At 47.1% G+C, this 22592-nt stretch carries 19 protein-coding genes and 5 tRNA genes; 21 read left to right on the top strand and 3 right to left on the bottom strand.

Annotation, left to right across the window (positions count from 1 at the left end; translation table 11 throughout):
- The first annotated feature begins 25 nt into the window (after positions 1 to 25).
- The 13 genes from IEW26_RS06090 to yajC all read left to right on the top strand — a co-directional run bounded on the left by IEW26_RS06090 (position 26) and on the right by yajC (position 8782).
- Positions 26 to 103 (top strand) — tRNA-Asp (locus IEW26_RS06090).
- Between the two features lie 160 nt (positions 104 to 263).
- Positions 264 to 338, top strand: a tRNA-Gly gene (locus tag IEW26_RS06085).
- Between the two features lie 7 nt (positions 339 to 345).
- A tRNA-Arg gene (locus IEW26_RS06080) sits at positions 346 to 422 on the top strand.
- 16 nt (positions 423 to 438) lie between these two features.
- Positions 439 to 517 (top strand) — tRNA-Leu (locus IEW26_RS06075).
- Positions 518 to 524: 7 nt separating this feature from the next.
- Positions 525 to 598 (top strand) — tRNA-Pro (locus IEW26_RS06070).
- 221 nt (positions 599 to 819) lie between these two features.
- Positions 820 to 1446 (top strand): BofC C-terminal domain-containing protein, encoded by a 627-nt coding sequence (locus tag IEW26_RS06065; RefSeq protein ID WP_188591619.1) that lies wholly within the window; start codon positions 820 to 822, stop codon positions 1444 to 1446.
- A gap of 253 nt (positions 1447 to 1699) precedes the next feature.
- Positions 1700 to 2203, top strand: a complete 504-nt coding sequence (ruvC, locus tag IEW26_RS06060; RefSeq protein ID WP_145406678.1) for a crossover junction endodeoxyribonuclease RuvC — start codon at positions 1700 to 1702, stop codon at positions 2201 to 2203.
- Positions 2200 to 2814 (top strand): Holliday junction branch migration protein RuvA, encoded by a 615-nt coding sequence (gene ruvA / locus IEW26_RS06055; RefSeq protein WP_188591618.1) that lies wholly within the window; start codon positions 2200 to 2202, stop codon positions 2812 to 2814. Before ruvC ends, ruvA begins: the two co-directional genes overlap by 4 nt.
- 55 nt (positions 2815 to 2869) lie before the next feature.
- Positions 2870 to 3880, top strand: coding sequence for a Holliday junction branch migration DNA helicase RuvB (gene ruvB / locus IEW26_RS06050; RefSeq protein ID WP_188591617.1), 1011 nt, complete (start codon positions 2870 to 2872; stop codon positions 3878 to 3880).
- A 115-nt stretch (positions 3881 to 3995) separates the two neighbouring features.
- Positions 3996 to 6077 carry a SpoIID/LytB domain-containing protein gene (locus IEW26_RS06045; RefSeq protein WP_373288423.1) on the top strand — a complete coding sequence of 694 codons (2082 nt, stop codon included), beginning with the start codon at positions 3996 to 3998 and terminating at the stop codon, positions 6075 to 6077.
- Between the two features lie 121 nt (positions 6078 to 6198).
- Complete coding sequence (gene queA / locus IEW26_RS06040) at positions 6199 to 7227, top strand: tRNA preQ1(34) S-adenosylmethionine ribosyltransferase-isomerase QueA (RefSeq protein ID WP_188591616.1); 1029 nt, start codon at positions 6199 to 6201, stop codon at positions 7225 to 7227.
- Between the two features lie 39 nt (positions 7228 to 7266).
- The gene (gene tgt, locus IEW26_RS06035; RefSeq protein WP_188591615.1) at positions 7267 to 8403 is read left to right on the top strand and encodes a tRNA guanosine(34) transglycosylase Tgt; all 1137 of its coding nucleotides are present in this window, start codon (positions 7267 to 7269) and stop codon (positions 8401 to 8403) included.
- Positions 8404 to 8470: 67 nt separating this feature from the next.
- Positions 8471 to 8782, top strand: coding sequence for a preprotein translocase subunit YajC (yajC, locus tag IEW26_RS06030; protein ID WP_111268451.1), 312 nt, complete (start codon positions 8471 to 8473; stop codon positions 8780 to 8782).
- 82 nt (positions 8783 to 8864) lie between these two features.
- Here the strand turns inward: yajC and IEW26_RS06025 are convergent, their stop codons facing one another.
- A complete protein-coding gene (locus tag IEW26_RS06025) occupies positions 8865 to 9260 on the bottom strand; it encodes a TIGR04086 family membrane protein (protein ID WP_145406682.1) in 396 nt (131 codons plus the stop codon).
- 181 nt (positions 9261 to 9441) lie between these two features.
- Between IEW26_RS06025 and IEW26_RS06020 the strand changes: the two genes are divergently transcribed.
- On the top strand, positions 9442 to 10191 hold the full coding sequence (locus IEW26_RS06020; RefSeq protein WP_145406683.1) for a YetF domain-containing protein: 750 nt from the start codon (positions 9442 to 9444) through the stop codon (positions 10189 to 10191).
- Between the two features lie 2 nt (positions 10192 to 10193).
- Here the strand turns inward: IEW26_RS06020 and spoVB are convergent, their stop codons facing one another.
- Positions 10194 to 11777: a stage V sporulation protein B gene (gene spoVB, locus IEW26_RS06015; RefSeq protein WP_188591614.1), complete on the bottom strand. Its 1584-nt coding sequence runs from the start codon at positions 11775 to 11777 to the stop codon at positions 10194 to 10196.
- Between the two features lie 250 nt (positions 11778 to 12027).
- Between spoVB and IEW26_RS06010 the strand changes: the two genes are divergently transcribed.
- From IEW26_RS06010 to IEW26_RS05985, 6 genes are all read left to right on the top strand, one after another.
- A complete protein-coding gene (locus tag IEW26_RS06010) occupies positions 12028 to 12267 on the top strand; it encodes a post-transcriptional regulator (RefSeq protein WP_229729699.1) in 240 nt (79 codons plus the stop codon).
- Positions 12268 to 12358: 91 nt separating this feature from the next.
- Positions 12359 to 13609, top strand: a complete 1251-nt coding sequence (gene secD, locus IEW26_RS06005; RefSeq protein ID WP_111268455.1) for a protein translocase subunit SecD — start codon at positions 12359 to 12361, stop codon at positions 13607 to 13609.
- Complete coding sequence (gene secF / locus IEW26_RS06000; protein ID WP_145406686.1) at positions 13599 to 14507, top strand: protein translocase subunit SecF; 909 nt, start codon at positions 13599 to 13601, stop codon at positions 14505 to 14507. Before secD ends, secF begins: the two co-directional genes overlap by 11 nt.
- A gap of 73 nt (positions 14508 to 14580) precedes the next feature.
- Positions 14581 to 15540, top strand: a complete 960-nt coding sequence (locus IEW26_RS05995) for a cation diffusion facilitator family transporter (protein ID WP_188591613.1) — start codon at positions 14581 to 14583, stop codon at positions 15538 to 15540.
- 38 nt (positions 15541 to 15578) lie between these two features.
- Positions 15579 to 17987 carry a single-stranded-DNA-specific exonuclease RecJ gene (recJ, locus tag IEW26_RS05990; protein ID WP_188591612.1) on the top strand — a complete coding sequence of 803 codons (2409 nt, stop codon included), beginning with the start codon at positions 15579 to 15581 and terminating at the stop codon, positions 17985 to 17987.
- Between the two features lie 37 nt (positions 17988 to 18024).
- Positions 18025 to 18540, top strand: coding sequence for an adenine phosphoribosyltransferase (locus tag IEW26_RS05985; RefSeq protein ID WP_111270161.1), 516 nt, complete (start codon positions 18025 to 18027; stop codon positions 18538 to 18540).
- Positions 18541 to 18770: 230 nt separating this feature from the next.
- On the opposite strand, the gene uraA is transcribed toward IEW26_RS05985, so the two are convergent.
- The gene (gene uraA, locus IEW26_RS05980) at positions 18771 to 20087 is read right to left on the bottom strand and encodes a uracil permease (RefSeq protein WP_188591611.1); all 1317 of its coding nucleotides are present in this window, start codon (positions 20085 to 20087) and stop codon (positions 18771 to 18773) included.
- 325 nt (positions 20088 to 20412) lie between these two features.
- On the opposite strand from uraA, the gene IEW26_RS05975 reads away from it, so the two are divergent.
- A complete protein-coding gene (locus IEW26_RS05975) occupies positions 20413 to 22590 on the top strand; it encodes a RelA/SpoT family protein (RefSeq protein ID WP_111270159.1) in 2178 nt (725 codons plus the stop codon).
- Positions 22591 to 22592: the final 2 nt, after the last annotated feature.

Here is a 22592-nt window from a genome sequence, read left to right as displayed (position 1 = left end):
AGGCTTTCTTCACGGAAAGTGATCTGGAACCGTGGTGTAGTTGGCCTAACATGCCTGCCTGTCACGCAGGAGATCGCGGGTTCGAATCCCGTCGGTTCCGCCATCTTTACAAACCTCAGGCATGAGAATCCGGATTTGGGTTCGTCGGAGCATACACTTCGAGAGCATCTGCTTCGCAGTCTCGAACGAAGTGAGAGTATCCCGTCGGTTCCGCCATTTTTAAATGCTTCAGGGATGAGAAAATTTCATGTTTTATTTTTCATGCGGAAGTGGCTCAGCGGTAGAGCATCGCCTTGCCAAGGCGAGGGTCGCGGGTTCGATTCCCGTCTTCCGCTCCAATATTTTGCGCCCTTAGCTCAGCTGGATAGAGCGTTTGACTACGAATCAAAAGGCCGGGAGTTCGAATCTCTCAGGGCGCGCCATTATATTTTATCGTTTGCCGGCGTGGCGGAATGGCAGACGCGCTCGACTCAAAATCGAGTGGGAAACCGTGGAGGTTCGAGTCCTCTCGCCGGTATATATAACGGGATGTAGCTCAGCTTGGTAGAGCACCTGGTTTGGGACCAGGGGGTCGCATGTTCAAATCGTGTCATCCCGATCTTTGGAAAGCACTATCTTAACGGATAGTGCTTTTTGCTGTTTTATAATACATTTTAGCTGCAAAACAATGTTGCTGAGTCCCTGCTACCTGTTTTGCATAAAGCTTGATACATTAGGTCACAATAGGTTTAAAAAGGGATTGAAGGGGTTTATGTGAGCAGGCTCAACTTCAGAAAACAGTTCAAAAAGCGTTGGCGGCGATGGAGACGAACGTTGTGGATGGCCAGTGCGATCATAGCGATTACGATATTAGCATACCGTGGTTTAACTATATCTGCTGCGGTAGAGCGCCTATTAACAACAAATTTCGGGGAAGCTGTGAGTGTTATGGGCCCAGTCCAGCAGGACACCCGAACTGAGCAGGAGATTGAGACACTGGTAAACCAGCTCAATACGGAGAGAACAAAGTTAATACGTGTTGTTTTGCAAACTGAGTATATCTGCGGTGTGGAGACAGAACAATTAGGGAGAATGGATACAGCGCAGTTAAAAGTATTACTTGTTCAACATCCAGAGTGGGAGGCTAAAGTCACCTCAACGGACACCCTGCAGCTAAAGCAGCGGGTAGATGACCTCTCACCGATCTGCAAACATCAGGCATACATCAGCATTGATGCTGACGGAAATCTTAATTTGTACGAGGGAAAGCCAGCGGAAGAGAACGTGATTCGTACGTTTTTTCAACTGGATGTAGGCACGCTGGAGAGTTCATTGCCTGATGGCGTTTTAGAGCAATTGCAGGAAGGGATTCGTGTTCAGGATAAGGACGAGTATGACAGTGTTATTTCTACATTTAGTGACTTTGCTGTGGATGAAAAGCATCGACTGCTGCGAAATGGCGGTTAACCGTCCGTTGAATATATAAGTCGAGCGCAGAAGTCGAATATGTGATAACGCAAATAACTTTGACGAAAGGACATCATCAGATGTCCTTTTTGTCTTGCTCTAGGAAGACTTGCAAAATGTAAAACATGTTGCAGAATACAAACGAAAAACAGCAAGTATTAGCATAGCTAAAGTTTTTCCTGCCGTGCGGCTTATCTTTTGTTATAATGAAATGAACGATACATATGTTCGCTTTTGTAAGGGAGAGATGGTTTTGCGTTTTTTGGGGATTGACCCGGGGATTGCGATTGTGGGTTTCGGGTTTGTGGATAAAATCGGGAACAAGGTTGTGCCTGTGCAATATGGATGTATCCAGACAGAGGCTCATACTCCCGAAGAGGAGCGGCTTCTTCATGTATATGAGGGCATGGTGCAGTTAATTGACAAATATAAACCGGATACGGTAGCACTGGAAAAGCTTTTCTTTAACCGGAACGTCACTACAGCGATGTCTGTCAGCCAGGCCAGAGGGGTCATGGTGCTTGCAGCTGCCCAGAAGGGGCTACCGATTGCAGAATATACTCCGATGCAGATCAAACAGGCCATCGTGGGATATGGCAAGGCGGAGAAGAAGCAGGTGCAGGAGATGGTGAAAATGTTCCTTCGCCTTCAAGTTGTGCCTAAACCGGATGACGTGGCAGATGCGCTGGCTGTTGCAGTGTGTCATGCACATTCTTATACATTAAATTCCAAGTTGAATGAGGTATTGCGAAAATGATTGATTTTCTAAGAGGACAGTTCATACATGTTGAGAGTGATTATATTGTTCTGGATGTTCATGGCGTAGGTTATCGTGTATTCTGTCCAAATCCCTATGCGTTTGCGAAACAGGAAGGCGAAATAACGGTGTATACCCATCATCATGTTCGTGAGGACGCAATGCTGCTATTCGGTTTCGTAACGCGAGAGGAGCAGCGCTTGTTCCGCAAGCTGATTGAAGTTTCCGGCATTGGACCGAAGGTGGCCTTGGGCATTCTTGCAGGGGGCACGCCAGATCATGTGGTCACCGCCATCTATCAGGAGAACTTGACGTTCTTGACAAAGCTGCCAGGCATCGGTAAGAAAACAGCGCAGCGCATGATTCTGGATCTGAAAGACAAGCTGGATGGTTTCGGTACGGCAGCGTACGAGACAGGATTGTTCGCACCGCCATCTGAAGAAGTTGGAAGCGGATCTGCATGGGATGAGGCTCGCGAAGGCCTGAAGGCGCTTGGATACACGGATAGTGAATTGGATAAGGCATGGCTGAAACTGAAAAAAGATGTGACTACGGCGGATTCTGTGGATGTGCTGATGAAGCGTGCGCTTCAGATGTTATTTACCGGATAAATTATTTTTCATAGTATAGTAGAGTTGCAGCCTGCAAGAAAAGGGTGAGAAACGTATGGATGAACGGATTATATCCGCGAACCTGATGATGGAGGACCAGAACGTTGAATTAAGTCTCCGTCCCCGTTATTTGAATGAATACATCGGGCAGAACCAGGTGAAGGAAAATCTTAAAATATATATTGAAGCGGCTAAATTGCGAAATGAAGCATTGGATCATGTGCTGTTATACGGTCCTCCGGGACTTGGTAAAACAACACTTGCTAATATCATTGCCAACGAACTTGGCGTAAACCTCAGAACAACCTCAGGTCCCGCGATCGAACGCCCGGGTGATCTGGCTGCGCTGCTGACTAATCTGCAAGAGGGAGATGTCTTGTTTATTGACGAGATTCATCGCCTGCATCGTACGGTTGAAGAGGTTATGTATCCCGCGATGGAGGATTCAGCTTTAGATATTATGATTGGCAAGGGTCCTAGTGCACGTTCTGTTCGTCTGGATTTGCCGTCATTTACGTTGATTGGTGCGACGACGCGTGCAGGGTTATTGTCTGCTCCTCTTCGTGATCGGTTTGGCGTTATTAGCCGTCTGGAATTTTATACAGTTGATGAGCTGGCATACATCGTATCACGCTCTACTGAAATTTTAGGTGTAGAGATTGTCGGCGACGCCGCAGAAGAGATCGCTTTGCGGTCACGCGGGACACCACGTATTGCTAACCGTTTATTGAAACGAGTCCGTGATTTTGCACAGGTGCGTGGTGACGGTATTATTACACAGTCACTGGCAGAAGAGGCATTACAGCGATTACAGATTGATCCACGCGGTCTGGATGAAATTGATCATAAGATGCTTAAATCGATGATCCACAGTTTCCGCGGAGGACCAGTAGGGCTGGATACCATTGCGGCTACAATTGGGGAGGAGCCTCAGACCATTGAAGATGTATACGAACCTTATCTGCTGCAGATCGGTATGATTCAAAGGACACCGAGAGGCAGAATCGTAACGGACCTTGCCTATCATCATCTGGGCTTGCCTGTTCCTCCTAGAGATGGCAAGTAAGGATAAGATTATCTGTGGGTAGATGTGGATCGGTAGAAAGCTCTAATTTCTAGTTATACAATGGGATGTAAGAAACCGATATAAACGAAAGACATGTACAGAGAGGAGTCTGAAGGTGGGAAAAGCAATACGTACGAGAAAGTGGAGTCGTCGATTGAAAGTACTGGCGGCTGCTCTAATGACAGCAGGATGTTTGCAACTGCCTGCTTATGCTGATGGCAATGATTCGCAGTTGATCAGGGTAGCTCTGTTTGCCAATTTAGGGAGCACATATAAATCAACAACCCCACTTATTACACTTGAAGCGAGTGAATCGTGGGGCCTTCAGTCTGACAGGGGAACCAACATGACGATACCATCCGGACAAGCACGATTCAGTGCAGATGGATTTCGCGTAAAAGTACTGGAAACGACTGATTTCAAAACAGCCGCAGCGGCTGCAAAGCTGCTTCAGGCGACCGCAGATAAACCGTTATTATTCACAGCATCCTTCAATGGTAAAACACTTTATCAGCTGTACACGGGGAATTATGGAACGGCAGCACTGGCAGGACAAGCTGCGGCAAGAGTAGAAAAAACAGCTGCAACTCAATTGGCAGGGCAGCAGCCTGTTGTAACAGGCAGCGAACGTTTGCAAGCAGGCAGCTACAGCTCTCTTCAGGAAGCTGAGGCGGCGCAGGCGAGTTTGATGTCAGCAGGTTTTACAGCTTACCCTGTGCTTCAACTGGATGGAAGTCAGGCATATACAGTTTGGGTCGGCGAAGCTGCATCTGCAGCAGAGTTATCCTCACTAAAACAGCGTATCGAAACGAGTACACCCGGTGTTAACCTTTCTCCTGCAGGTGACAGTGGCGGGCTCATTATTCGTCAGGATGCGGGATTGAGTACAGACAAGCTGATAACTGCTCCGCATTATACAATCGCAGGCAAAGACGCTAAAGTGCTTGTGCAAGGAACAGGCAACGGCATAAAAGTTGTGGAGCGCTCACAACGAACCTATCGCGGGGATATGGAGATCAGCATCGTTAACGGAGATTTGGCTTTGGTTAACGTTGTAGCACTGGAACAGTACTTGTATTCGGTTGTGGGTGCCGAGGTCTACTCTTCCTGGCCAGCCGAAGCACTGAAAGTGCAAGCGGTCGCAGCTCGATCTTATGCGCTGCAGCAAGGGGAGCGTTTCAAGATTGCCAATGTTGTAGATACCACACTGAGTCAGGCATATAACGGAATGTCTTCAGAGAACGACAAAGTAACGAGCGCTGTAGATGCCACTGCCGGAGAAGTTGTTAAAAGCGGAGGCAAAATTGTAGAAGCCGTATTTTCCTCCAATGCGGGTGGTCAAACGGCCCATCCTTCCGAGGTATGGAATGGCGGCGCAGGGGTCTTCACTAATGTGGAAAGCCGGGGGGATCAATCTGCCCAAGCCGGACTTCAATCCTGGTATCATGTTCTTTTGAGTTCAGGCGTGAGCGGATATATTCGTGAGGATAACGTAAGGCAGCTAACAACAAAAACAGAAGCGGGCCTTTCCAAAGTAACCGTAACGGCTCAAAATACGAATGTAAGACCTATCCCGCTGATCCAATCCAATGTTGAACCCGTAGCCAAAATTAATCCTGGAACAGAGGTTGTAGTATTGGCCAAAGTGGCTCAATCCAATGATTATGCATGGGTAAGGGGACCATTTACCTCGGCACAGCTGCTCAAGACATTGCAAGGTAAAACAACAACGGCCCTTCCTTCCTCTATCTCAACGCTGGAAGTGAGCAAGCGTGGTCCATCCGGGCGAGCCCTTGAAGTTACAGCTAACGGACAACCGTTGACGGTCAAATATGCGGATACGTACCGCTCTGCATTAGGTGGATTGCCGAGCACTTTATTTGATATTGCGGGAACCGGAAGTTATACTGTACTAGGCGCTGACGGTAATAAAGTCAGCAAAACGGGATCACAGGGTGCTGCTGTGTTATCGGCCTCAGGCACTGGAACCTCTTCGAGCAATGCCTTGGTTGTGATGAGTGCAGATGGTCAAGCGAGAGCTGTAACACAGGGGCAGACTTTTATGTTTATCGGTCAAGGTAACGGCCATGGGCTCGGATTATCCCAATGGGGAGCCAAGGGGATGGCTGATGAAGGGTATGATTACCAGACAATATTGAAACACTATTATCAAAATGCGACGATTGTCAAAGAATAAAACGATATGATGTTAGCGAAATCAATGAAAGAGTATGATCTTGGTTTGTTGAAAAAAATCACGTGGATTCAGCTCAATAATGAAATGAAAGAATATGAATGTGTTAAGGAATGAGTAGAACATGAATGTGGACTTATATGATTTTGAATTACCAGAGGAACTAATTGCACAGACACCATTGCTGGATCGCACAGCTTCTCGTTTGCTTACTTTGAATAAAGAGACGGGTGAAGTTGCACATCACCATTTTCCTCACATTCTCAACGTGCTGGAGCCGGGAGATACACTGATTCTGAATGATACTCGTGTATTGCCTGCCCGCCTGTTTGGTACCAAAGAAGATACAGGTGCCAAAGCCGAGGTGCTGCTCCTCAAAAATGTGGAAGGTGACAAGTGGGAGGCACTGGTCAAGCCAGGTAAAAAGCTAAGGCATGGCGCAGTCATTGTTTTTAGTGATGAGCTCAAGGCCGTGATTAATGAAGTTGGTGAAATGGGGGCGCGTACGCTAACATTTGAGTACAACGGCATCTTCCAGGAAATTTTGGATCGTCTGGGCGAAATGCCGCTGCCGCCATATATCAAAGAAACGCTTGATGATCGTGAGCGTTATCAAACGGTATACGCGAAACACGAAGGCTCCGCTGCCGCACCGACTGCAGGGCTTCATTTTACCGATGAGCTGCTCGATCAGATTCGCGCCAAAGGTGTGAATATCGGCTTTATAACACTGCATGTCGGGTTAGGCACCTTCAGACCGATGTCTGTTGATGTGGTTGAGGATCATGTGATGCATGAGGAGTATTACTCTTTATCTCAGGAGACGGCAGATCTGATTAACCGAACCAAAGAACGTGGCAATAAAGTATTCGCGGTGGGTACAACCAGTTGCAGAACATTGGAGACCGTGGGAAGTAAATTCGAAGATGGTGTGCTGCAGGAGAGCAGCGGCTGGACGAGCATCTTTATCTACCCGGGGTATTCCTTCAAGGTTATTGACGGGATGCTTACTAATTTCCATCTGCCAAAGTCAACACTGGTCATGTTGGTCAGTGCGCTGGCGGGGCGTGAAAACATCATGCATGCTTATGCTGAAGCGATCAAGGAGCGATACCGTTTCTTCAGCTTTGGCGATGCGATGCTGATTTATTAACAAAAGATTAGATTAACTTTTAGAGGATGATTATAACCAATGGCAGCAATTACGTACGAACATATCAAAACGTGTAAACAATCCGGTGCGCGTCTGGGACGTGTGCATACCCCTCATGGCGTTATTGAGACACCAACCTTCATGCCGGTTGGCACGCAAGCAACGGTAAAAACGATGAGTCCTGAAGAGCTGAAAGAGATGGATGCTCAGATTATATTAAGTAATACGTATCACCTGTTCCTTAGACCCGGGCATGAAATTATCCGTCAGGCTGGCGGTTTGCATAAGTTTATGAACTGGGACCGTCCTATTTTGACGGACAGCGGCGGGTTCCAAGTGTTTTCTCTTAGTGAGATGCGCAAAATTACGGAAGAAGGCGTACACTTTCGCTCCCATCTGAACGGAGACAAAAAGTTCCTTTCCCCGGAAGTTGCTATGGAAATTCAGAATGCGCTGGGATCGGATATTATGATGGCGTTTGATGAGTGCCCTCCGTACCCGGCTGAATATGAATACGTGAAAAAGTCACTTGAAAGAACAAGCCGCTGGGCAGAGCGTTGTCTTGAGAGTCATGCTCGTCCACACGATCAAGGCTTGTTTGCAATCGTACAGGGAGGCATGCATGAGGATCTTCGCCGTCAAAGCGCGGCTGATTTGACTTCCATGGATTTCCCGGGGTATGCTATTGGTGGACTGAGTGTTGGAGAACCGAAACATTTGATGTATGGTGTATTGGATTATACAGTGCCTTTGCTGCCTGCCAATAAACCACGTTATTTGATGGGGGTAGGTTCACCCGATGCATTGATTGAGGGATCAATTCGTGGAGTGGACATGTTTGACTGTGTGCTACCAACCCGAATTGCCCGTAACGGAACAACGATGACAAGTCAGGGACGTCTGGTCGTTCGCAATGCCAAGTTTGCAAGGGATTTCGGGCCGCTTGATCCGGAATGTGACTGCTACACTTGTCGCAACTATTCCAGAGCTTACTTGCGTCATCTGATTAAGGCAGATGAAACATTTGGTTTGCGTCTTACAACGATCCATAATCTTCATTTCCTACAAAATTTGATGCGGAATGTGCGCAAAGCCATAATGGAAGATCGTTTGCTTGATTTCCGGGATGAATTTTTCGATCAATATGGTCTGCATGACAATGACAAAGGTTTCTGATTGAGGTTTTTGCGGAGCCGATGTAACAAGCAATATCTGTACGTATAGTCGATAAGGGGGAGTTTTGATGTTTCAAGCAATGACTGCTCAAGCTACAAATGCAGGTGGTGGAATCTTTTCATTGATCGTGCCTTTAGTATTGATGGTAGCGATTTTCTACTTCCTGATGATCCGTCCACAGAACAAAAAGCAAAAACAACGTAATGCAATGCTGAGCCAGTTGAAAAAGGGCGATAAAATCGTAACGATTGGCGGCCTTCATGGTACAATTGCGGAAATTACAGACGATGTGGTTGTATTGCGTGTTAACGATGTAACCAAGCTTACATTTGACCGCAACGCCATCAGTAGCGCTGTAAGCCGCGAAACGGCTCAATAATTTTATACATGATGAGAATATGCCAGGCATATTCCCGAACAGAGAATCGGATCTGAGCAGATCCGGTTCTCTTTTTGTATTCTCAGGAAGAACGATGAGTGTTTACACCGAAGATACCTCCGAACGCGGCAAGCACAAACGCACTGAGCAGCTGCAGGCTGTCCTTCCAGTTGAAGGAGGCATCAAGTGCAAGGAAGCCGATGAGCAGCACGAGAAGTCCGTATACGATGCCTGTAAGCCCCCCGTAGTACCATCCTTTCTCGCCCGACCGTTTGCCCGCAATGAAACCGCCAATGATCAGAGACAAGCCATGAACAACGTAGGTATAAGTAGAGAGGTCCTGTTCTCGCATGCCGCTCATCCACAGGAAGAAGGAAAGAATTAAAGCGCCGATAAACATCCAGACAAAAGCATGACAGAGGCCAGACAGAATTGGATTGGACATCCGAAATGAGAACAAGCGGCGAATCAATTGCATGAAGCAACCCCCTTGTACAAGTTTGAAATTAATACAGTGTATGGTCAAGCCTACGTACTTATGAGCCGATTTCCATTAAATAAACGGATTATTTCTGCATGAGCCTGTCAGGTTCAGGTCAAAATAGGGATTGCACTTCCGCTGTCTGTCCAAATGCTGAGATTCGAAGGAGGTCCCTGTTATGAATTTCACTGATGTTGGCCCGCATATCTTCCGAACGATCCTCATGTATTTTCTGGTTTATTGCGCGATTCGTATTATGGGTAAACGTGAGATCGGCAAGCTGTCGATGTTTGATCTGGTTGTATCGATCATGCTCGCGGAGATGGCTGCTTTTGTCATAGAAGATATCAAAAAACCGCTCTCCCATGGTATAGCGCCGATGCTGACCGTTATTGTAATGCAGATTGGCATGGCTTACCTCGGATTGAAGAGCCGCAAGCTTCGTCTGATGATTGACGGTAAACCTACGGTGGTCATCTCCAAAGGCAAGCTTCATCGGGATGAAATGAAAAAGCAGCGTTACAATCTAGATGACCTGCTGCAGCAGCTAAGGGAACAAAACATAGACAGCATAGAAGATGTAGATTTTGCTTTGCTGGAGACAACGGGCAAGCTGACGGTATTTCCTAAGGATCAAAGTGCAGGTAATAATGCTTCCTCCGGTTCGGATTCAGGTAATTCATCTACCGACAAAAAAGGCAGCGTCAAATTAAAAGGTTTCCCCAACATTAAATATGAAGGGCTGCCAGTTCCACTCATTATGGATGGAAAGGTTCAGGATGAAAATCTGGAGATGATCGAGAAAACACGCTTCTGGTTGAAAAATCAAATTCAACAAAAGGGCATTATGGATTTCAAGGATGTATTTATATGCTCCATCGACCATAACGGTAAAATATATATCAGCCCTCGTGAAGATAAGAAGTGAATCTATTTTCCAGAGCGGCGTTTGAACCATGAACCAATGATCGGGGTACGTGATAAATCATGGAAATCAATCATTTTGGTCATACCCATGATGAGTAAATAGACCATTAAACCGACAGCCGGGGCTAGAATCATGCGTAACCAAAAAGGAAACATGGCTGCTGTGTACTCGTAAACGAGCAAGGTCGCTGCACCCATAATGAACATGCCGGCTCCTGTTTTGACCCAATCCAGCAGCTTGAAGCGAAAATTCAAAAGCATGCGAACACTGCGTGCATGTAGTAAGGTTACGACCATAGAATTAATGCAGATTGCAATGACTGCACCGAAAATACCGTATTCGGGCTGTGAAGCCAGCATCAGAATTAACGAAATTTTGATAACAGCACCGATAAACGTATTTAACAATGCTTTACCTGGGCGATCAAGGGCCTGCAATGCAGCCTGGAGCGGAGCTTGAATATAGATAAATAATGCAAACGGAGCCATCAGCTTCAGCATGCTTCCAATCGATGCATCGTTGTAAAGCACCAGACACATCGGTTCGGCAAGCACATACATAAAGACGGAAAACGGTGCACCGGTGACGAGTGCAAGCCGCAGAGCCTGATGCATTCTTTTATGAATAAGCGCGCGATCCCCTCGTGCAGAAGCTTCTGACAAAGAAGGGACCAGAGAGGTTGCGAGAGAAGAGGTCAATGCCCCAGGCAGCAAGAGCAGCGGTATGACCATGCCTTGTAATGCACCGTATTGAGCAGTAGCGAGTCCTTTGGCAATTCCGGCAATGGCAAGACTCTGGGCTGTTACAATGGTCTCCGCGAGATAGGATAGTGAGCCGACCAGACGCCCGGCAGTAACGGGAACGGATATAGCAAGCAGTCGCCGGATCAGGCCGCCCTGAGAGGTTTCTTTTTGTATGGGCTGCTCCGTGCGATTTTTCGATAAAGGCAGTTCCTTTCTTGCCCTTGCATAGTTCCATAACAGGACAAGCATACCACCCAGTTCACCAACCATAGCGCCCAGCATTGCTCCCGCGGCTGCATGTTCAATCCCGTGAGGCAGCAGCAGCCATGCAAACCAGATGACACAAATAATACGAATGATCGTTTCCACAATGGATGATACGGCTGTAGGCATCATATTTTGTTTGCCCTGGAAGTACCCTCGGTAGACTGCCGAAACCGCTATAATGGCAATCATAGGGCTCATGCTTACAAACGTATGGTATACCCGTTCGTCCGTGAGTACATATTGAGTGATCCACGGGGCAAACACGATGCATAGAAACATAAAAACGACACCAAGCGTGAGTGTAAAGCTAAGACTGATCTGCAAAATACGCTGAGGCGAATAACGGTTAGCACCCGTTTCGGCTTCTGCGACAAGCTTGGCTACAGCTAAAGGAATGCCGCCGGTAATCAGCGTGACCAGCACGATAAAGAAGGGATAGCTCAGCTGATAGATGCCAACACCCTCTGCACCGATGACCCGTGGCAGTGCAATACGCGGAATGAAGCCGAGAATGCGGTTGATTATACCTGCCGCGAGCAGGATCATGGCTCCCTGAATAAATGTCTGTTTCTTCAAAACTACCCCTCTCTCCCGGTTGAAGGTACAGGTTATCCTCATTGAAGATACAGCTTATCATCATTAATGGGACAAAGCCGTTGTATTTCATCCTATGCAGGGGTTTTATCATCTCATGACAACTTGCTCACGATTAACAAAAAGAACCATCACCAGCAAGAAGGAATATGATCGGGTGAGGTCGAATGATGTAATATCGATGCCGCAGAGAGGCTTGGATGTAAGAAGGGAGGCTCCCCACTTGGAAGAAATGAATGATGTGGAGTTGGAAGAGTCCATAGAGATACTCTGCCGAAGCAAGGCAGAGGAATTAAGGCTTGTCGGTTACCAATATGTCACCAGCAAAGATGTCTGGAATTGCGTCAGTCATAAATACGAAAAACAGGGCATTCCACCGCTTCACCAACTGGTGAACGACATATTGTCACTGAAAGCAACAAGCTTTATGAACTTTATGACCGTGTCTGCATACCGGGGGTCCTCTTTCTAGACGAAAGGGATCTTTTTTGTTGAAAATTGACTGCTTTTTACGGCATCGCTATAATAGGAATATTGAGAACGAAAGGGGATCTAGGAACGGCATGAAAAGAATTATCAGTTTCATTCTGGTCGTGCTTGTCACCACAGGGGTTATGGTGGGTACAAGCCCGGAGCTGCTCAAAAATATACGCTTGGGCCTCGATTTAAAAGGAGGCTACGAGATCTTATATGAAGCAGAGCCGCTCGAAGCAGGGCAGCAAGTCAGCAAAGCCTCTCTGGTGCAAACAGCCAAAAGCCTCGAAAGCCGTGCCAATGCGCTCGGAACCAGTGAGCCGGAAGTAACTACGGAGGGAACCAACCGTATTCGGTTGAAACTGGCAGGGGTTACGGATGAGGCCGAGGTTAGAGCCAAAATGAAAGAACCAGCTGTTCTGACCTTCCGAAGTAAAGCAGAGAATGACAAGGAAGGCGAATACTCCAAAATTGAGCTTCGCGGTAATGAATTTGTCGAAAATGCAGCTAAGGTTGTGTTTACTCAACTGAATCAGCCCATGATTGACATCAAAGTGAAGGACAAGGCTAAGTTTTCTGAAATTACAAAACGCCTGATTGGCAAGCCACTTGCGATTTATCTGGATGATCAGCTACTCTCTGCGCCAACTGTTCAACAGCAGCTGACGGATGGTTCGGCTCAAATCTCGGGTAATTATACCCGTGAAGAAGCGAACCAGCTGCGTGATACTATTAACCTGGGTGCACTGCCTTTGAAACTTACCGAGAAGTACTCCCAAAGCGTTGGAGCGACCCTTGGTAAATTGTCTCTGGATCAAACGATCAAAGCCGGTTTGATTGGCTCTGTCATCATTCTGGTATTTATGATTGGGCTGTACCGCGTACCTGGTATCATTGCAAGTTTTGCGTTGATTACTCATACATGGTTAGTGCTTGCGATCTTCTATCTCGGTGAATTTGTCCTTACTCTTCCGGGTATTGCAGCCTTCATCCTGGGTATAGGTATGGCGGTCGATGCAAATATCATTACGTATGAACGGATCAAGGAAGAGATGCGAAGCGGCAAATCCATCCTTTCGTCTGTTAAAGCCGGAGGTAAACATTCCTTCCGTACAATTATCGACTCCAATATCACAACGATTATTGCAGCGGCTGTGATGTTCTTCCTTGGTACTGGCGCGGTTAAAGGTTTTGCACTCGTACTGATTTTTGACATTGTGACCAGTATTATCACGAATATTTTCTTCTCCCGCTTCCTGTTAGTCCTGCTTGTACGGGGTAACGTGCTCAAGAAGCCTAAGTATTTCGGAGTGAAGGAGAGTGAAATTCGTGCGCTTTAATTGGAATTATGACTACGTTAAGGGCAGTAAGATTGCCTATACATTTTCAATTATTTTGACAATAGCAGGGATTGTAAGTTTATTGGCACTAGGTTTGAACTATGCGGTTGATTTCAAATCAGGCTCCAATGTGGATATCACAGTATCCAAAGCAATTACAACGGAGCAGATTGATCCGATTATCAAGGATATGGGTGTCAAGGAGGGTGATGTGCACATCACACCTGGCGCTGATCGGGTCAACGTTCGTTTCTCGAATGTTCTGGATGAAAAACAGGAAAGTAAGTTCAAACAGGAGTTCAGCAAGCTGGACTCAACAGCATCTTACGAGGTAAATACGGTCGATCCTGAAATGGCCAAGGAACTGGAACGAAATGCAATCTACGCCGTACTTATTGCAAGTATCGGGATTATGATCTATGTTGCGATTCGCTTTGAATGGCGCTTTGGACTTGCAGCGGTTATTGCCCTTTTCCATGATGCATTTGTTGTTATCAGTATCTTCTCCATTTTCCGTCTGGATGTGGATCTGACCTTTATTACAGCAGTATTGACGATTGTTGGTTTCTCAATTAACGATACGATCGTTATCTTTGACCGGATTCGGGAAAACCTGCGTTTTGCCAAAAAGACAACCAAGGCCGATTTGCGGGAGGTTGTGAACCACAGTTTGGCTCAAACGATGACTCGTTCCTTGAATACAACGTTTACGGTATTTGCCGCTTCGATCTGTTTGTTCATTTTCGGTGGAGAGTCCATTCGTATGTTCTCCCTTGCCATGGTGATCGGAACATTGTTCGGTGCCTACTCTTCCATCTTTATCGCAGCCCCGCTTTGGCTGGTGCTTAAAGGTAAACAAGTTGGCAAACCAAAAACAGCGGCGAAAGCTTCTAACTAAACATCGAAATGTAAAGCCGCGTCTGCCAGGCGCGGTTTTGCAGCGTTAAGTACAGAATTAAGGGGGAATACACATGACAAGAGAACCTGGCCCGTCTGCACATGCGGCGACATGGAGCGGGATCATTGGAAATATGGCACTTGCCGTCATTAAAACAGGAGCAGGTTACATGGCCAACAGCAAATCTTTGCTGGCAGACGGTCTGTATTCTGCTTCAGAAGCTGCCTCTTCCCTGGTCGGTCTATTCCCCTCGAAATCTGTAAGGCTCAAGGACAAGGTGCAAAGGGAGCGTCTCAGAGAGCATGCTCGTGCCGCACGGCCTGGCATGACTGTTCTGCTAGCGGTGTTAATCCTGATGGGAGGCCTGCAATTGGCAATATCCGCGTTGGGAACCCTGTCCAGCGATGAAATTGAGGCTCCCGGCAGGTCCGTGCTTCTGATTGCTGTTGCAGCGCTGGCGGTAAAAGAAGCCATTTTTCAATTTCAATATCGGGTGTTTCGCAAACGAAATCAGTCTCAAGCGATGTCATATGCGCTTCAGCATCGCCGAGCACTATATTGTTCACTTATCGTTCTAATTGGAATTATCGGCTCTATGGCGGGGGAAGAGACCGGATTAAACCTGCTGCTCTATCTTGATCCGATCACGGCTATACTTGCTTCCGGCTTCATTTTCTATAAAGGATATCGAATGATTGTAGACACGGTGTATGGCTCACTTGTTCAGGAACTGGAGCAGGAGGATGCAACGGACTTCAAGGAAACGGTTCAACGGGTATACGGCATTATTACGATTGAACACTTGATTGCACGGGAGCAGGAGCATGACGTTACCATAGAACTGGTGATTAGTGTGAATCCCAGAATCTCTATTCTGGAGGCGCAAGAGATCGCGAATAGAGCAAAGACGTTATTGTTAACAAGATTCAGTCATGTCAAAGAAGTCCAGGTGCAGGCTGTACCTTATGACCCTGGATATCCTTATAAATCCAATCATGAACTGCCCGATCATGAAGCGACATTAATTCAGTAGTGGCGCGGGTTACGCAGATCAGGAAAGGAGCGTTATCATTGCTTTATTCGCAATATCGGTGGAATACACCACATATTAATCTGGAGGCGGCTGCGGGACTTTCGCAGGCGCTTTCCGTGTCACCTCTTGTAGGACGTTTGCTTGTCAGTCGAGGTGTGCACACTGAACAAGAGGCAGAACGATTTCTGCATCCTGATCTGAATCAGATGCATGATCCATATCTGCTGCTGGGTATGAAAGAGGCTATTCCTCGAATCAAGCTGGCCTTGGAGCGAGAAGAACATATTTTAATATATGGGGATTATGACGCTGACGGGGTATCCAGTACCTCGCTGATGATTCATCTCATGCGTCATTTGGGAGCCTCATATGATATCTATATCCCACATCGTTCCAACGAAGGTTATGGACTCCATAACCATGCCTTGGACTGGGCACATCAGCAAGGGGTTACTTTGATTATTACCGTCGATACCGGCATCAGTGCTGTGGAACAAATTGCCTATGCTTCTACACTTGGCATCGAGGTGATTGTAACGGATCACCATGAACCCCCTGAAGTGTTGCCGGATGCCTACGCCTTAATCAATCCCAAGCTGCCGAATTGTCCTTACCCTTTCAAAGGTCTGGCGGGAGCGGGGGTGGCTCTGAAGGTTGCTCAGGCGCTTATTGGTGAAGTACCTGGTGAATGGATGGAGATCGCTGCAATTGGCACAGTAGCCGATTTGATGCCGCTGGAAGGTGAGAATCGGGTGATTGTCAGTTACGGTGTAGAATCCATGCGAGGTTCAAAATTGCCGGGAGTCAGCGCTTTGCTGGAGATCAGCGGTGTGGACCAAAGCCAGGTGACTTCTGTTAATATTGCCTTTGCCATGGCTCCGCGCATTAATGCCAGCGGTCGTCTGGATCATGCCGGAAGAGCCGTATCCCTGCTTACGACTGAGAGTCTGGATGAGGCCCATACACTAGCGGGGCAGCTTGATCTGTTGAATCGGGAGCGACAGCAGGTCGTAGAGGGCATACTACAGGAAGCGACAGCACAACTGGAGCAAAAAATCGAGTCGCGTTCAGGATCGGTGCCGGATGTGATCGTACTGGCTGGTGAGGGCTGGAATGTTGGTGTGGTGGGCATCGTTGCTTCCAAATTACTTGAGAGATATTACCGACCAACATTGATTCTTGGTATTGATCCCGAAAGTGGTGTTTGCAAAGGCTCCGCGCGTTCGATTGAAGGCCTGGATATCTATGAGGCTCTTACAGCGAACAAACAGTATATGGACCACTATGGCGGACACCCGGCGGCAGCGGGAATGACACTTCATCGAGATCAGTTGCAGCAGCTGGAGACAGGTTTGAATGAATATGCTGCAGCTATACTGACGGAGGAGGACTTTGTACCTCAGCGGTTGGCTGATGATGAATGCATGATTCATGACGTTCCAATCAAGGTGATCCAGGAGATCGACCGTTTGCAGCCGTTTGGTATGAGCAATCCATCGCCGCGTTTTGTATTCCGAAATGTAACTGTCAAAGAAACACGGACGATGGGGCGGGATAAACGCCATCTGAAACTGGTGCTGGAGCAAGAAGGACAGCAGCTGGAAACTGTTGCTTTTGGCAAGGGAGACTTGGCTGAATTTCTCACCCCGGGTGCTGTCATTGATGTGATGGGTGAATTGTCCATTAATGAGTGGAATGGCATGAGGAAGTCACAGCTAATGCTGCAGGACATCCATGTCCCTCATGCTCAAGTATTTGATATGCGAGGGCATGCTGATCCGTTACATGCAATGAAACACTTCCTGAGCGCCCTGGACGTACATCTGCGTTATAAGGCAGGTTCAATTGGAGCGATTGTTCGTAAGGAAACGAATGTTTCTGAGGGAAATTCATTGTATGAACCGTGCCTTTGGGTATATGATAGAAAGGTCGGGCTATTTCCGTGTAATGCTGCTGCAGAGCAGTATGGACAGGAACAAGTGCGAACGTTATTTGTGTTTGATACGCCGGAAACTCCGGAACAACTTGATGCAATGCTGGCTCTGTTCAGCGGAGCTGAGAATATCATCCTTCTGCACGGATCAGGCAACCGCCTGGATCGCCTTCAGATGCCTTCCAGAGAACTGTTCAAGCGTATTTATATGCTGGTGTTCAAATGGAAAGCAGAACCCGTGGTGGAACAAGACATTATTCCTGTGCTCAGCCGTCAGTGCGGCTGTTCTCCGCGTATGATTACGATGATGCTGAATGTTTTCGAAGAGCTGTCCTTTATTACACGAAAGGATGGAATGATTGCGGTCGCGGACAATCCGCCGAAACGTGATCTGACTTCAGCACGCCACTATCAGGCGCTGGAGCATATGGCCGAGACGGAGCAGGTGATGCTGGACGCATCGACACCTCAGCTGACACAATGGATGATATCCCGGATGAAGGGCGTATCTTAGATGGAAGTTTGTGTATTTATTTTAGGAGGAGATTATTTTGGATTTTAAAGAGTATATTCGTGTCATTCCTGACTTTCCACAACCGGGAATCAGCTTTAAGGACATCACCACGTTGTTGAAAGATGGAGAAATGTACCGCAATGCAATCAATGAACTGAAACAGATGGTGGCTGATCTCAAAATTGATGTTATTGCTGGACCGGAAGCACGTGGTTTTGTTGTGGGCGCCCCACTCGCATACGCGCTTGGTGTTGGATTTGCTCCAATTCGCAAAAGTGGAAAATTGCCTGGAGCGACCATAGAAGCAGGGTATGATCTCGAATATGGCAAGGATACACTTGCAATGCATACAGATGCAATTGAAAAAGGACAAAATGTCCTGATTGCAGATGATCTGCTCGCAACGGGTGGAACGATTGCAACTTCCATCAATTTGATTGAGCAGCTCGGTGGCAATGTGGTCGGTGCTGCATTCCTGATTGAGCTGAACGATCTGAATGGCAGAGCAAAGCTGCCTGAGAACATGAACGTGTTCACGTTAATGAACTACTAAAAGCGCAATCCCGTGTGGTTCTGGATGGCTGTGAGCCAATGAAGTTTAACTTCCGCGTTTCCCGGGAAATAATATACAGCATTAATGATTGGCAAAAAGCCTGTTTCTTCCAAGTAATAGTTGGGAGAGACAGGCTTTTTGAGTTCTTTTTTTAAAATTATACGTTCTGAGGTTGAGATGAGCTTGCATGAATCTGTATTCGAATCTTTCTTTGTTTAAGCGTTCTGTGCTCAATCAGGTGTTTTTTCGATGACAGGTTGCTTCTGAGTCTCTTCGTTTAACAGACCGAGCACTTCAAACAGCTTGAACAGCAGGCTTAGAAGCATTCCGGCAATTGTAGCCAGCGCCATACCCTTCAAATGCACACCATAGAAGGAAATTTCCGTACCGCTGAGTCCAATGACCAGTACCAGTGTAGTCAGGATCAGGTTTGTCGGTTTGGCAAAATCGACTTTTTGTTCAACCAGAATACGCAGACCAGACGCCGCAATAACTCCGAACAGGAGCAAGGAGACACCACCCATAACAGGTACAGGAATGTTCGCAACCAGTGCCGAGAATGTACCCGAGAATGAGAGCAGGATAGCAATGACAGCAGCGCCGCCAATGACATAGATCGAGTACACACGAGTCAGCGCCATAACACCGATGTTCTCACCATACGTTGTATTCGGTGTTGATCCGACGAAGCCTGAAAGAATCGTAGATACACCGTTACCCAGCAACGAGCGATGCAGACCAGGATCTTTGGACAAATCTTTGCCTACAATGCTGCTAGTAACCAGCAAATGACCGATATGTTCGACAATTACAACGAGTGCGACCGGTAAAATTGTGAGAATTACTGACCAATCGAATGCAGGTGTTGTTATCGTTGGAAGAGAAATTAAATTAGCGTCAGAAATTTTGTCTGAATTTACGAGGCCCATAGAATATCCAAGAATATAACCGACCACGATACCGATCAGGATGTGAATAATTTTGGGGAATCCGCGGAACGTAACAGCTCCGATCACCGTGATTCCCAAGGTTACCATGGATAAAATAATGGGTTTGGCTTGAGGAACCCAACCAGGGTTGTTCACAGGATCTGAATTAATGAGACCTGCCATTTGGGCGGCGACAGGTACAAGCTCCAGACCAATCAAGGCAACGATCGCGCCCATTACTGCTGGAGGGAATACTACGTTGATCCAGCCGGTGCCTGCATATTTAATGATGAGGGCTACGATACAAAATACGATGCCTGTTACGATGAATGCTCCGAGTGCCATGGAATATCCGTTCTCAGGATGTCCTTTTAATACGGCCATTACAGGAGCAATAAAAGCGAAGCTTGATCCGAGGTATGCCGGGATTTTTCCTTTACACATCAGAATGTAGAGCAGCGTACCAATTCCGTTCATTAACAGGATCATGCTTGGATCTACTCCAAAAAGGTTAGGTACGAGTACCGTACTGCCAAACATGGCAAACAAATGCTGCAGGCTCAATAATGAGCCAGGGCCAAACGCCATCTTCTGATCAACCTGAATTTCGCGTTGCAAAGAATCTCATCTCCTTTTCCGATACACAAACTTTCAATAGATTACAGAGTTTCGTGCAAATAATCAATAACATTTTTCAGGATTGGCTTGTAAAACGTTCGTTTTTTCAGAATTCCCTTCTAAAACCCTTCTATTTCAGCAAATAACGGCAATAATGTATATCAATCGGATAGTTAAAAAAATTGGATAAACGCTCTTATTCGTCACTAGTTGACGGGAAACGGGCGAAGCGTCATAATTATAGGAAATTACTTTTACGGGGAACCTGTGTTGATGTATTGTCACGGGTTCCATTTTGTATAGAAAGGACACGGAACAGATCAGAATGGGCATAGAGCAATTACTCGAGAAGGCCGGGGCATATATCAAAGAACCCGATTTGGTGCGCATACGAGAGGCTTACGAATTTGCTGATCAGGCCCACCACGGACAGACGCGAAAATCGGGAGAACCGTATATTCTGCATCCGCTTGCGGTTGCCGATATTGTTGTGAACATGCAGATGGACACCATCTCCATTATTGCAGCGCTTCTTCATGATGTAGTCGAGGACACTACGGTGTCGCTTGAAGAGATCCGCAGTCATTTCGGCAATACGTGTGCCATGCTTGTTGACGGCTTGACGAAGCTGGAACGAATCCAGTTCCGCTCCAAGGAAGAACAGCAGAACGAGAACTACCGCAAAATGTTCATCGCCATGGCGCAGGACATCCGTGTCATTGTGATCAAATTGGCTGACCGTCTGCATAACATGAGGACCCTCAAGTTTCAGTCGGAAGAGAGCCAGCGCCGAATCTCGTATGAGACGCTGGAGATTTTCTGTCCGATTGCCAACCGTTTGGGGATCTCTGCAATTAAATGGGAAATGGAGGACATCGCCCTCCGTTATTTGAACCCGCAGCAATACTACCGTATCGCGAATCTGATGCACAAGAAACGTGCAGAACGTGAGCAATATATAGACACGGTGATGGACGGCATTACGAGCAAACTTGAAGAAATGGGCATTCAGGCAGATCTGTCAGGGCGTCCGAAACATATCTACAGTGTGTTCAAAAAAATGACGACAAAAAACAAGCAGTTTAACGAGATTTATGATCTGCTTGCCATTCGTATTATTGTGGATAATATCAAGGATTGTTATGCTACGCTGGGTATTATTCACACGTTATGGAAGCCTATGCCTGGGCGATTCAAGGACTATATTGCCATGCCGAAGGCGAATATGTACCAGTCTTTGCATACAACGGTGGTGGGACCGAATGGTGAGCCGACCGAGGTACAGATTCGCACCTGGGATATGCATCGTACCGCCGAGTTTGGTATTGCGGCGCACTGGGCCTACAAAGAAGGAACGGCAGCAGGTCCTCAGTTTGAAGACAAGATTACCTTTTTCCGGGAAATTCTCGAATTGCAGAATGAAGCACAGGATGCTTCCGAATTTGTGGAATCGCTCAAAATGGATTTCTTCTCTGATCTGGTATTTGTATTTACGCCAAAAGGTGAAGTCATCGAATTGCCAAGCGGCTCTGTGCCGCTCGACTTTGCTTACCGCATTCATACAGAGGTTGGTAATCGGACGATTGGGGCCAAGGTCAATGGCCGTATTGTGCCGCTGGATTACCATCTCAAAACGGGTGACATTATCGAAATTCTCACCTCCAAGCATTCCTATGGTCCTAGCCAGGACTGGTTGAAAATTGCAAAGTCTTCTCATGCTCGGGCCAAGATCAAGCAGTGGTTCAAGAAGGAGCGCCGCGAAGAGAACGTGGAAAAGGGTCGGGAAAGCTGCGAGCGCGAGCTGAAGCGTATGGGACTTGATCCTTCTGCGTGGATGACGGATGACAAGCTAATGGAAGCGGCCAAGAAATTTGCGTTTAACGATATTGATGATATGCTCGCAGCAGTAGGTTTCGGTGGAATTACTGCCGCGCAGATTGTTACCAAAGCAACGGAAAAACTCCGCAAGGAACAGGAAGAATCCAGCTTGCTGGAATTGAATTCCGAGATGCGTGAGCTGAAGCCTGCACCAGAACGTAGAAACAGACCTACGAATGGTATCCGTGTCAAAGGCATTGATAACCTGCTGGTTCGTTTCGCACGGTGCTGTAACCCGGTGCCCGGGGATGACATTATTGGTTATGTTACACGCGGGCGCGGCGTATCGGTTCACCGCAGTGACTGTCCGAATATTCCTTCAAGCGCGGATGGAGAAGAAGCAGCACGGGTGATTGAAGTCGAGTGGGAGGAAAATATCGAATCCAGCTACAGTGTCGACATTGAGATTACCGGCCATGATCGCAATGGACTGCTTAATGAGGTGCTGCAGGCTGTTTCGGAAAGTAAAACAAGCATATCAGCCGTCACCGGACGGACCGATAAAAATAAATTGGCATTGGTGCACGTCACCATTCTGATTCGCAATACAGACCATCTGCATTCCGTAGTTGAACGAATCAAACGGGTGAAGGACGTTTATTCTGTGCACCGGATTATGCAGTAAGG

The organism is Paenibacillus silvae (assembly GCF_014639235.1).
Classification (GTDB): domain Bacteria; phylum Bacillota; class Bacilli; order Paenibacillales; family Paenibacillaceae; genus Paenibacillus; species Paenibacillus silvae.
The sequence above is the reverse complement of the archived record's forward strand: the minus strand, read 5'-3'. Positions and strand labels throughout refer to the sequence as shown.

Bases quoted from the DNA above. Each gene is read 5' to 3' on its own strand.
- IEW26_RS06065 (WP_188591619.1), top strand. From the start codon at position 820: ATGGCCAGTGCGATCATAGCGATTACGATATTAGCATACCGTGGTTTA.
- ruvA (WP_188591618.1), top strand. From the start codon at position 2,200: ATGATTGATTTTCTAAGAGGACAGTTCATACATGTTGAGAGTGATTAT.
- ruvB (WP_188591617.1), top strand. From the start codon at position 2,870: ATGGATGAACGGATTATATCCGCGAACCTGATGATGGAGGACCAGAAC.
- queA (WP_188591616.1), top strand. From the start codon at position 6,199: ATGAATGTGGACTTATATGATTTTGAATTACCAGAGGAACTAATTGCA.
- tgt (WP_188591615.1), top strand. From the start codon at position 7,267: ATGGCAGCAATTACGTACGAACATATCAAAACGTGTAAACAATCCGGT.
- yajC (WP_111268451.1), top strand. From the start codon at position 8,471: ATGTTTCAAGCAATGACTGCTCAAGCTACAAATGCAGGTGGTGGAATC.
- IEW26_RS06025 (WP_145406682.1), bottom strand. From the start codon at position 9,260: ATGCAATTGATTCGCCGCTTGTTCTCATTTCGGATGTCCAATCCAATT.
- IEW26_RS06020 (WP_145406683.1), top strand. From the start codon at position 9,442: ATGAATTTCACTGATGTTGGCCCGCATATCTTCCGAACGATCCTCATG.
- IEW26_RS06010 (WP_229729699.1), top strand. From the start codon at position 12,028: ATGAATGATGTGGAGTTGGAAGAGTCCATAGAGATACTCTGCCGAAGC.
- secD (WP_111268455.1), top strand. From the start codon at position 12,359: ATGAAAAGAATTATCAGTTTCATTCTGGTCGTGCTTGTCACCACAGGG.
- IEW26_RS05995 (WP_188591613.1), top strand. From the start codon at position 14,581: ATGACAAGAGAACCTGGCCCGTCTGCACATGCGGCGACATGGAGCGGG.
- IEW26_RS05975 (WP_111270159.1), top strand. From the start codon at position 20,413: ATGGGCATAGAGCAATTACTCGAGAAGGCCGGGGCATATATCAAAGAA.